The sequence below is a fragment of the Desulfobulbus sp. genome (genome assembly GCF_030824455.1).
GTDB lineage: Bacteria > Desulfobacterota > Desulfobulbia > Desulfobulbales > Desulfobulbaceae > Desulfobulbus.
Genome location: NZ_JAVBXR010000067.1, coordinates 1 through 10121 on the forward strand (window position 1 = coordinate 1; position 10121 = coordinate 10121).

The 10121-nt window shown below is 57.7% G+C and carries 10 protein-coding genes and 1 tRNA gene; 7 read left to right on the top strand and 4 right to left on the bottom strand.

The window, feature by feature from the left end; genetic code table 11:
- Positions 1 to 81 precede the first annotated feature (81 nt).
- On the bottom strand, positions 82 to 789 hold the full coding sequence (locus RCH93_RS08885; RefSeq protein WP_306548004.1) for an RlpA-like double-psi beta-barrel domain-containing protein: 708 nt from the start codon (positions 787 to 789) through the stop codon (positions 82 to 84).
- Positions 790 to 1215: 426 nt separating this feature from the next.
- Here RCH93_RS08885 and RCH93_RS08890 point away from each other — a divergent pair, with 426 nt between their 5' ends.
- Positions 1216 to 1620 carry a hypothetical protein gene (locus tag RCH93_RS08890; protein ID WP_306548005.1) on the top strand — a complete coding sequence of 135 codons (405 nt, stop codon included), beginning with the start codon at positions 1216 to 1218 and terminating at the stop codon, positions 1618 to 1620.
- Positions 1621 to 1727: 107 nt separating this feature from the next.
- Here the strand turns inward: RCH93_RS08890 and RCH93_RS08895 are convergent, their stop codons facing one another.
- Both RCH93_RS08895 and cobO read right to left on the bottom strand, forming a co-directional pair.
- Complete coding sequence (locus RCH93_RS08895; RefSeq protein ID WP_306548006.1) at positions 1728 to 3263, bottom strand: carbon-nitrogen hydrolase family protein; 1536 nt, start codon at positions 3261 to 3263, stop codon at positions 1728 to 1730.
- A gap of 28 nt (positions 3264 to 3291) precedes the next feature.
- Positions 3292 to 3867 (bottom strand): cob(I)yrinic acid a,c-diamide adenosyltransferase, encoded by a 576-nt coding sequence (gene cobO / locus RCH93_RS08900; protein WP_373693276.1) that lies wholly within the window; start codon positions 3865 to 3867, stop codon positions 3292 to 3294.
- 339 nt (positions 3868 to 4206) lie between these two features.
- Between cobO and RCH93_RS08905 the strand changes: the two genes are divergently transcribed.
- The 6 genes from RCH93_RS08905 (at position 4207) to RCH93_RS08930 (ending at position 9697) form a co-directional block, all read left to right on the top strand.
- Positions 4207 to 4788 carry an MASE1 domain-containing protein gene (locus tag RCH93_RS08905; RefSeq protein ID WP_306548008.1) on the top strand — a complete coding sequence of 194 codons (582 nt, stop codon included), beginning with the start codon at positions 4207 to 4209 and terminating at the stop codon, positions 4786 to 4788.
- Complete coding sequence (locus RCH93_RS08910) at positions 4785 to 6986, top strand: ATP-binding protein (protein WP_306548009.1); 2202 nt, start codon at positions 4785 to 4787, stop codon at positions 6984 to 6986. Before RCH93_RS08905 ends, RCH93_RS08910 begins: the two co-directional genes overlap by 4 nt.
- 320 nt (positions 6987 to 7306) lie before the next feature.
- A complete protein-coding gene (locus RCH93_RS08915; protein WP_306548010.1) occupies positions 7307 to 8080 on the top strand; it encodes a bacteriohemerythrin in 774 nt (257 codons plus the stop codon).
- Positions 8081 to 8130: 50 nt separating this feature from the next.
- Complete coding sequence (larE, locus tag RCH93_RS08920; protein WP_306548011.1) at positions 8131 to 8931, top strand: ATP-dependent sacrificial sulfur transferase LarE; 801 nt, start codon at positions 8131 to 8133, stop codon at positions 8929 to 8931.
- A 185-nt stretch (positions 8932 to 9116) separates the two neighbouring features.
- Positions 9117 to 9389 (top strand): HU family DNA-binding protein, encoded by a 273-nt coding sequence (locus RCH93_RS08925; RefSeq protein WP_306548012.1) that lies wholly within the window; start codon positions 9117 to 9119, stop codon positions 9387 to 9389.
- Between the two features lie 231 nt (positions 9390 to 9620).
- A tRNA-Pro gene (locus RCH93_RS08930) sits at positions 9621 to 9697 on the top strand.
- A gap of 189 nt (positions 9698 to 9886) precedes the next feature.
- Here the strand turns inward: RCH93_RS08930 and RCH93_RS08935 are convergent.
- Positions 9887 to 10121: hypothetical protein (locus RCH93_RS08935; protein ID WP_306548013.1), on the bottom strand; the 235-nt coding region annotated here is incomplete at its 5' end.

The window sequence follows — 10121 nt, forward strand, 5'->3', positions numbered from 1 at the left end:
GTGGGCCGCGACAGCGACAATCAGGCGACGGCAAGGTGAGGCAGGGCGGGGCAAGACGGGGCAGGTTAATGGGATGTCGGTCTACAGCGTCCGCATCTTCAGTTTGCCGACCCCCTGTTCGGCGATGGAAAGGCGCTTGGCCAGGCCGTAACTGAGATCAACGTCGCGGCCCTGATGATACGGCCCCCGGTCGGTGACCACCGCCCGGACCTTTTCCCCGGTTTCCGGGTTTTCCAATTCCACCTTGGCGCCGATGGGCATGTCGCGATGGGCGATGGTGGCCGCGTGCATGTCAAACCGTTTACCGTTGGCCATGAGCCTGCCCTGGTGAAACTGGCCGTACCAGCCGGCAACCACCTCTTCCGAGGCATCGGCAACGCCGCTCTGTTCCTGGGCGGGAATGCGGAGCTGCTGCCCGACCTGCAAGGCGTTGGGATTGGCGATCTTATTGAGGCGGAGGATGTCCTGCGGATCGACCTGATACTGCTCCCTCGCCAGCTCCCAGATGGTTTCGCCTTTTTGCAGGGTGTGGACGGTTTCGCCCTTGTTCTGAGCGGTCAACGACGCCTGCGCTGCCGCCCGGGGTTCAGCCCGATCCGCAACGGTGCGAGCGGTTTGCTGGGTGAGAAATTCCTGGAAGCTGGGTTGAACGGAGACGGTCGCTCCGGCGGTCGACCATGCGCCGCGTGAAGACGTCTGACGCGCGGTTCCTGCGGTCTTTGCCGCCGCAGCTGCGGCGGCGAATCGTTGCGTTTTGCCAGTGTTTTCGGATTGAATTCTGTATTGCATCCTTGTTGTCCCTTCCTATTTGCACCCCAAAAGCATCCCTGCCTTGTTCTTCTATCGACCCGCTGCGCCCATAAATTTAGCTTGAACCAGAGATTAACTGCCTATTTGGGTCACGTCGGCCAACAAACAGGGTTGTTTGCCGGGTAACTGCGTTCAGCGCCATTGCCTGTTGCTGGCCCAGGGGTGAGCCTTCAGACAGGATTTAAAACCATTTAATTTATTGATGTGGGGTTTCTTTTGCCTCATCCTGTGCGGGCTGTGATTTATTTCGCTAAAGCCTTGGCCGTGCGTCGCCGATAAGCGTTGCAAGGGATATTTTCAATCGTCGTCACGCTGAGAACGCTTGCCGAAAATGTCCTTTTCATTGCCGCAGATCTTTGATTGCATGAGATTAATGGATTAATCAGTTATCCACTGGAGGGATATATGCGATTCAGAATCACAAAAAACAGCGAAGGCTCAGTCTATTCCATTGTTGTTTCAGGGGAATTGGACGACGACGGCGGTTGGGACATCCTGCAGATCGCTCAAACCATGCTCAATATGCCCCATTGTCGGGAATTGATCATTGACGTGCGTTCCGCCATGATCGACGACGAGCTGTCGGTGTTTAACACCGATACCTTAACCTCGGTGTTTGAGGAAAATTTGTTGCGAAAAGACAGCGCCTTGGTGGTTCGTTTTCGTGATGAGAGCGAGATTTGCCTCTGCTCCGACCAGTTGCCGTTGGAAGAGCCTCTGGCCTTTGTCAATGTGAGCATCAACGAAGCAAAATTTTTTGGACGGGCCATGAAGTGGGTGGAGCAGGAGGCCAGATTTATGGTCCATTGACCCTTCGCGCGCTTGTCGCGCCTGTTGTTCGCAACGCTTTGCGCCCTTGATTGCGCGCCCTCTCCAAAACGCCCATTGACCGTAACGGTCAATGGGCGTTTGTGCGTTCAGGGCTGCCTGCAAGAGGGGCTGTTCGCCGTTGCGTCGTCGTCGCGAAGCAATCGGTCGTAATCGACTCGATCCTGGAATCGTTTCTTGCGGGTGCGACGGGTGTCAAGGAGATAGCGGCAGGCGGAGCCAGGTCCAGCCAGGAGTTCCTCCCAACGCTGGTGCCCTTCGGGCGTCATCCATACGCCGGCCCCGTTTGGGGCGCAAATCGCCACCGCCAGGGCGTCGATGGTGCGAACTCCCGCCAGGAGCCGATCATCGTCGGACAGCCAATCATCGCTCACCACAACCAGATCGCAGCCCTGTTTGGCGACCGCCAGGATCGGTTCGGGATGACGGAGCGCCGTCAGGGGGGCCAACGCCACCCGCGCCGTGCCGCAATCCACCTGAGGCAGCACGGGTGGTGTTGCATCGCCCGGGTTGCACGGCCAATGCCGGGGCGCCTGCCCGCCGGCAAACCAATGCCACCCTGCCTCAGGACCTTGGCGCCAAAGGGCAATGGCGTTGCCGCTGGCTGCGCACAGCGCCTGCATCCGCTCAAGGGCGACGTCGCTGTAGGTCCCGGCAGGCAGAATATGCAGCGTGTGGGTGGTGTTTTGTTCGCGCAGATGGTGTTCCACAGCGGCCAGCGCTAATGCTTCCGATGCGGCCGGCAGGCAGTGGATCGCCAAGACGCCCGGCGGCGGCAGGCGAAGAAAGGCGGTCAGATCGGAGACGCCGGCCAGATTGAGGCAGCAGTCGTTGACGTCGGTGGCCCGGCGGCCGTCTAAACGTCTTCCGGCATGGGACTGGAGACGATGGTCGGCGTTTAAAGGCAGGTCAAGCAGCAGCAATTGCGCCTCCGGAGAGCTGCGGTCGAGCAGCGTGGCCCCGTGCGGATCGAACACCGCGCTGGGCCCCTGGCGACAGTCCATCGTCAGATCCATGCCGGTGCGGTTGCAGGCCGCCACATACACCCCGTTTTCCAGGGCTCGGGCTCGCCAGATCTCACGCGGGTCCAGACCGGTCGGCGGCCAGTTGGCTGGAATCAGCAGCAGGTCGGCCCCGCGCAGGGCGGTGATCCGGGGCATGAGGCTATGATAGGAGTCGGAGCAGATCAGCACTCCGATCCGCCCCCAGGGCGTGGCAAAGGTGTTGTCCGCCAGCGGATTGCCGGGGCAGGCCCAACGGCATTCGGCGTTGATCTTGCGATATCGGCAGATCAGCTCCCCCTGCGGATTGAGCGCAAAGGCGCTGTTGTACAAAATGGCGGTGCGCGGGTCCCGCTCGGCCAGGCCGATGCAGGCGTAAAATCCGTAGGTTTTGGCCAATGCGGCCAGCGCGGTCAGGGTCGGACCGTCGGCGGTTTCGGCATAGGGGGCAATGTCCTGGCGGCTGTTAAACGAATATCCGGAAACGGACAGCTCCGGGGCGGCGACCAGTTGCGCCCCGGCCTCGCCGGCCTGGCGGAACAGGGTCAGCAGATGGGCGCGGTTGCTTGCCGCCTGCTTGTGCTCGGCGGCGCTGTGGATCAGGGCCAGTTTCAGGGTCGGCATGGCGTCCTCCAAAAAAGGTTGGCCTTGGTCAGAATTCGATGCCTTGTTGGGCTTTCACGCCGCCTTTCAATGGATGTTTGACGGCCTGCATCTCGGTGACCAGATCCGCGGCGTCGATCAGTTGCTGGGGCGCGTAGCGTCCGGTGATAACCACATGCTGGTCGGGATGGCGGTCGGCCAGAACGCGCAGGCAGGGTTCGAGCTCGAGCATCTGGTAATGGAGCAGGTAGGTGAATTCATCGAGCACTACGGTGTGGTAAACCCCCGAGGCAATGGCTGCGCAGGCGAATTCCCAGGCCTCGCGGGCCAGACGCGCATCTTCTTCGATGTTGTCCGATTTCCAGGTGAACCCCTTGCCCATCACATGAAGATCGATCAACCCCTCGAAGCGTTTGACCGCCTCGAGTTCGCCGTAGCGCCAACCGCCCTTGATAAACTGCACGAAACAGACGCGCAGGCCGTGGCCGGCCGCCCGCATGGCCATGCCCAGGGCCGCGGTGGTCTTGCCCTTGCCGTTGCCGGTGAACACGATCAACAAACCTTTGCCCATAGTTCCGCTCCTTTGTCTGTTCCGCAGCGCTCTTGCAACCTTGACGATCACCATACCACCGGCCCCCTGGAGCGTCATCAGTTTCCGTTCGTCCTGACGTCTGCGTTCAGGCGGCGGGCAATTATCGCGCAAAGAAATGGAAATGATAATTTTTCAATAGAAAAACGAGAGGTTCAGGGCTTGCTAACGCCTCGTGTTGATGGTACAGAGAAAATGCTTTGACCTTGTTTTTGTTGCTTCTTGAAAACGCACTGACGCGGCTTTTTGACGCTCTTGGTTGTTTTCTGGTGATTTTTGACTCCAAAGAGCGGATGCAACCTTGAACAGGGCAAGGAAAACAGATGTCCGATCGGTCGTTCCAGGATGGAAAAACAGCGGCGCAGGAGGCGGGGTATGGACAACAGGCAGGGGAGCGCAATCCGCAACTCGTCGGATGCTCTGGGACAATGGTGTCTTGAAAACATCGCAACGGCGTTGATCTATTGGGCGTTGGCCCACCTGAGCTTTGTCCTGTTCCGGCACATGGGGGTCTTGCCGATGCCTGTCTGGCCCGCTGCGGCCGTGGCGATAGTCGTTGCTTTCTTTCGGGGGTGGAAAATTGCCCTCGGCATTGCCCTGGGCACGATCCTGGCCAACCATTATTCCCTCGGCGGTTCATGGGCCTATGCCGCCTGCATTGCCCTGATGAACACGCTTGGGCCGCTTTTCGGCGCCTGGCTTATGCGGCGGCAAGTGACGTCGCGCGTGGTGATAAAAGGATCGGTTGATCTGCTGATCTGTTTTGCTGCGGCCGTCCTTTTAACGCCGATGTTGACGGCTGCGGGCGGGGTCGGATTCAAATGGCTTTTTGGGCTGATCCAGGCGGACGCCGTTGCCGTGGGATGGCTCAAATGGACCATTGCCCATTCGCTGGGCTCCCTGCTGTTTGCAACCCCTGTCTTTGCCTGGCAGACACTCAAGGAACCTCGGGAATGAACACAACCAACGACCCATCCGGCTCGGCGTCCAGCAATCTGCTGGTTGTCGTCACCCTCTACAGCGTGCTGCTGGCGGCCTTTCTCTGGCTGCTTGACGCCCTGTTTGAACACCTCTGGCTCCACGACGCCATGGGGGAATGGCTGCCGAGGTTGCTGCCGCTGCACGATCCGCACGAGTTGCTGATGCGCGCCATGTTTGCCAGCGTGCTCATTCTTGCCGGCATGGTGGTGGGCGGCGTTCTCCAACGGTTGACGGCGCATCAGCGGGAAACCGCAAAAATCGCTGAAAATTTGCGCATCACCCTGCAATCCATCGGCGACGCGGTGATCGCCACCGACACCGAAGGCCGCATCACCCGCATGAATCCCATCGCTGAAACGCTCACCGGTTGGACGACCCAGGAGGCGCTGCTCAGGCCGCTAACCGAGGTCTTTCACATCGTCAACGCCCGCACCCGCCAACCGGCCTTCAACCCGGTCAAACACGTTTTGGAAAGCGGGCAGATCGTTGGCCTGGCCAACGACACAGTGCTGATTGCCAGGCACGGCCAGGAGCACCAGATCGCCGATTCGGCCGCGCCCATCCGAGGCAGCGACGGAATCACGGCCGGCGTGGTGCTGGTGTTTCGAGACGTAACCGAGGAATACCGGATGCGCAATGAGATGGAGCGCACCAACACCCTGCTCCAGGCGGTGGTTGAACAATCGAATATTCCGATGGTCATGGCCACGGTCGACCACCAATGCATTCGTTTGATCAATCAGGCCTGTCTCGATTTTCTCGGCGTTCCCCACGGAAACTATCTCAATCAGAGCCTGCACGCCATTGACTGGAGCTGGAAATGCTACACCGCCGACGGTTGCTATTTGCCGCCGAAGGAAACGCCCATCGCGAAGGCCTTGCGGGGCGAGGCAACCCACAGCCAGGAATTGAAAATCGAAGACAAGGACGGCCGCATCCGCTACACGGTGGTCGAAGGCGTGCCCATTCGCGACGGCGCAGGGGCTGTGATTGCCGGTTTGGTCGTCTTCCCCGACACCACCGAGCTCAAGCACATGGAGGAAGAGCGCAAAAAGTTGCAGAAACTGGAGAGCGTCGGCACGCTTGCCGGCGGCATTGCCCATGATTTCAACAATATCCTGATGGGCGTGTTTGGCGGCATCGAGCTGGCCAAAATGACCTTGCCCAAGGAACACGAATCCTACAAATATATCGAGACCGCGCATCAAGCCCTGGACCGGGCCACCCATCTCACCAAACAACTGCTTACCTTTGCCAAGGGCGGCGATCCGCTCCTGGAATCGATCACGCTGCCCGGCCTGCTGCGCGACGCCATCCAATTCAATCTCAGCGGTTCAAACATCAAAGCGCACACCGAAATCGCCGCCGATCTGTGGCCGGTGCGGGCCGATAGAGGCCAGCTCAGCCATGTGCTGGCCAATCTGATCATCAACGCCAAGCAGGCCATGCCCGAGGGCGGCAACCTGTTCATCGACGCTGAAAACAGCGGTCAGATTGAAGGGGCCGCGTCGTCCTTGGACGGCGATTTTGTCGTCATCAGGATTCGCGACCAGGGCGTGGGCATTTCCGAGAAGTTCATCGACAAGATTTTTGATCCCTATTTCAGCACCAAGCAGAGCGGCAGCGGTCTGGGGCTGGCCATTGTGCATGCCGTGGTCAGCAAGCACAACGGGTATATCCGGGTGGAGTCGATCCCGGACGTGGGCACGACGTTTACCCTCTCGCTGCCGGCGGACAGAGACTCGGTCGGCGTCAAAGAACCCTGGTTTCAGGCCGTGGTTTCCAGATCGAAACACCGCGGGCGGGTGCTGGTGATGGACGACGAGGCCATGGTCAGGGAGATTGCCTCGGAGATGCTTGGCTTGCTCGGCTACGAGGCCGCAGAGGCGGCCCATGGCGAGGAGGCCCTGGAGATGTGCAGGGCGGCAGCGGCCAGCGGCGCGCCCTTTGATTGCGTGATCATGGACCTCACTATTCCCGGGCAGATGGGCGGCCAGGAAGCGGTGAGCAGGTTGCTGCGCGAAGATCCCGCCGCCCGCGTCATCGTTGCCAGCGGTTACGCCACAGATCCAATCATGGCCGCTTTTAAGACGCATGGTTTTCAGGGACGATTGGCCAAACCCTTTCAACTGCAGGATCTGCAGCAGGAACTGAGCCGGGTGCTCGGCGGCTGATTAGAAAACCGTGCGCCCAAACCTGCGTTCCAGCGGAAAAGACGAGTCTGCAATGCAGCCTTGTTCTTTTTTTGAGCAGGCCGAAGTTTTTCGGGTACCAAATTTAAAAACAGCGGGGTACGTTAACGCCGCTATTAATGCCGCTATTAATGCCGCTATTAGCGCCGCCGTCAGCGCCTGATGCGGCCTAAGGGTTCCGCCTGGGGCGATTGATTGCCGCTTTCTTTGTAACATCCCGTTTTTTTGTGTTGCGATTGTATAAAGTTGTTCGCCTTCGGGCGAAATTCGCGCAAATCGAAGGACAACCAAGGTGCTCATGTATGAGAATAATGAAAAAATGGGATACAGAGCTCAATGTCGGGATTGGTCTCATCGACAATCAGCATAAAATAATCTTTGATCTCGTCAACGATCTTGGCAAAGCCTCAGAAGGCATGGCCGATAAAAAAGTCATCGAGACCCTCTTTGACGTGATTGAGAACTATGTTTTTCGTCATTTTGAAGCAGAGGAAGAGCTGTTCAGGCATCATCAAGACGCGCTGGAACACAGCCTGGAGCATTACGCGCTGATCAAGGAGTTTCGCAAGTTCAGGTTGAGTTTTCGCAACAAAACCAGCGCCGAGAACACCGTGTACAATTTCCTTGACGCTTGGTTTGTGGAACACATCAAGCAGCGCGACATCCCGCTTTTCGTGAGCATTGCCAACGGAGGCGCCGAGGAAATCCAGGCTGTCATTGACGAATATCCCTTTGAGCAAAAGGAAAGACGCCGCCATAAGCGGATTCAGCATAAAAAAATCACCAACACCGACATTGAAGCCTCCTGCTACAACACCTCCAGTTTAAGAAACAGCAACGCGACCATCCTTGACGTCAGCCTTGGCGGGGTGCGAATCGACTCCCCTGCATCCTACGTGGTTGGCGATTTGCTGATTGTCAGCTGCACCATTGGCAAAAGTTTCGCAATGAAAGAAAAGGTTCGCATTGCCAACGTAATGGATCACTCCTACGGCGCTGAATTCATTGGCCTGGCGCCGGCCACCGAAAAATTTTTGATCGAGCTCTACGGCGCCGTCAATCTCCGCAATTTTTAAAGGCGCGGCTGGCGGGTGCCCCACTGTTGTTGCGTTGAGGAGTGATTGAGGTGGAATTGAACGATAAAGCCAAGCAACTGCAATCGATTCTCCGCGGTTATGGTCGAGTCGCCGTTGCCTTTTCCGGGGGAATCGACAGCTCCCTGGTGGTGAAGTGCGCCTTGGACGCCTTGGGGCCGGACAATGTGTTGATGCTCTTTGGCGAGTCGGAACTGCTGAAGGCCAGCGAAGTGAAGCGGGCGCTCCAGTGGCCGGCAGCCCACGGCTACGGCCAGGACGTTCTCGTCGAACGGGTTGCGCTGCATCCCCTTGGCTGGAAGGAATTTGTCGCCAATCCCGAGGATCGCTGCTATTCTTGCAAGTCGCGAATTTATTCGCTTTTTCGCGAGCGTATGGAGCAGCGCGGGTTTTCCCTGTTGCTTGACGGCACCAACGCCGACGACCTGCAAAGCAGCCGCCCCGGACTGCGGGCGCTTCACGAACTTGGGGTGCAAACGCCCCTGGCGGCGGCCGGCCTGGGCAAGGCCGACGTGCGCAGCCTCAGCCGGCAAATGGGGCTGGTCGGTTGGGATGCGCCCTCCGCGTCCTGCCTCGCCACCAGAATTCCCACGGGAATGAAAATCACCGATGAGCGGTTGCGACGGATCGAATTGTGGGAAAACGGTGTGGAACACTTCGGTTTTTCAGGCTGCCGGGTGCGCCTGGAAGACGAGAGCGAATCAACAGTGAGCGTGGCTATCCGGACTGCCGATTTCGAGACCATGCTGAACCCGGCCATCCGCCTGGCTCTGTTACGTTTTTTGCAAAAAAGCGGCGTCGTGAAAGTGCTGCTTGATCTGGAGGGCAGATAATCGTTGAGCGACGGCGCCGATGCGCCAAAGGCCTTGGGAAACTGGACCTTAGGGATGTTTCGTTGATTTTTTTTCCTTTGACAAAGATTTCTTTTTTTATTTTAGTTTCGACGTTGTCAACAGATGCCGCGTCAGGATTGAGAGCCTGGCTGTCATGGCAATGCTAAAAACTCTGGGAGGGAAGAATGAATAAAAAGGAACTGGTTGACTCCATGGCGGAGGCGGCAGACATCAGCAAGGCCGCGGCTGAAAAAGCGTTGAATGGAATGCTCATGGCTGTATCTGACGCGCTGGCCAAGGGAGACAAGGTCACCTTGGTGGGATTCGGAACATTTTCGACAGTCAAACGCACCGAACGCAAGGCGAAAAATCCCCGTACCGGCGCCTTGATCGAGATCCCTGCCAAAACGATCGCCAAGTTCAAACCGGGCAGCAAATTGTCTGACGCCGTCAACTAACGAACGGCGTTTTGGGGTGATGGGTGGGAACAGCTGACGTTTGGTCAGCTGTTTTTGTTTTGAGCGCACGGCGTTTCCCGTGTGGTTACAATGGGTCGCCGGGGCTGCCTGATTTTTGTGGTCCGCCGGAAAACATTCTCTGCCGCTGAAAAGGGCTGGACACCAGAATAAAACCATGCTAAATGGGTAGCCGCATTTGATGGACACGTCAAATGCGCACCACACACGGTTCGGGAAGTGGCTCAGCCTGGTAGAGCACAGCGTTCGGGACGCTGGGGTCGGAGGTTCGAATCCTCTCTTCCCGACCACTTAGAAGACATTGCTTGGAAAAGTGCTTACCAGTGCTTACCAAGCTTTTCAGTACTAAAAAAGGACTGCCGGTTACCGGTAGTCCTTTTTTTTTATCGTTGTGATAATACCCGGAAATCCGGGTATTAAATTGCTCGGTAACGTATTGGCCAATACTTACCATCATAATTAGTTACCACGGGACACCACTACCTCGCCGGATGATCTCGCGCCCTGCGATGCAAATCATCAATCTCGGCCTCTAACGTATCGCCAGATTCACACGGGACAATCTGCAGCGGAGCGGTGCGGAAAACCGGCGTGCCGCAATGCACGTTTTGCCAAACCACGTTTGCGCAGATCAATAATAAGAGCAGCGCAAAGCCAATCATGATTGCACGAATCATCTCGTCACCTTTTTTCCTTTTCAAAAATTCGCAAACC

What these genes read in the sequence shown, in the direction of transcription:
- RCH93_RS08895 (WP_306548006.1), bottom strand. Translation starts at nt 3,263, where the DNA reads ATGCCGACCCTGAAACTGGCCCTGATCCACAGCGCCGCCGAGCACAAG.
- RCH93_RS08915 (WP_306548010.1), top strand. Translation starts at nt 7,307, where the DNA reads ATGAGAATAATGAAAAAATGGGATACAGAGCTCAATGTCGGGATTGGT.
- RCH93_RS08890 (WP_306548005.1), top strand. Translation starts at nt 1,216, where the DNA reads ATGCGATTCAGAATCACAAAAAACAGCGAAGGCTCAGTCTATTCCATT.
- RCH93_RS08910 (WP_306548009.1), top strand. Translation starts at nt 4,785, where the DNA reads ATGAACACAACCAACGACCCATCCGGCTCGGCGTCCAGCAATCTGCTG.
- cobO (WP_373693276.1), bottom strand. Translation starts at nt 3,867, where the DNA reads ATGGTGATCGTCAAGGTTGCAAGAGCGCTGCGGAACAGACAAAGGAGC.
- RCH93_RS08925 (WP_306548012.1), top strand. Translation starts at nt 9,117, where the DNA reads ATGAATAAAAAGGAACTGGTTGACTCCATGGCGGAGGCGGCAGACATC.
- RCH93_RS08885 (WP_306548004.1), bottom strand. Translation starts at nt 789, where the DNA reads ATGCAATACAGAATTCAATCCGAAAACACTGGCAAAACGCAACGATTC.
- RCH93_RS08905 (WP_306548008.1), top strand. Translation starts at nt 4,207, where the DNA reads ATGGACAACAGGCAGGGGAGCGCAATCCGCAACTCGTCGGATGCTCTG.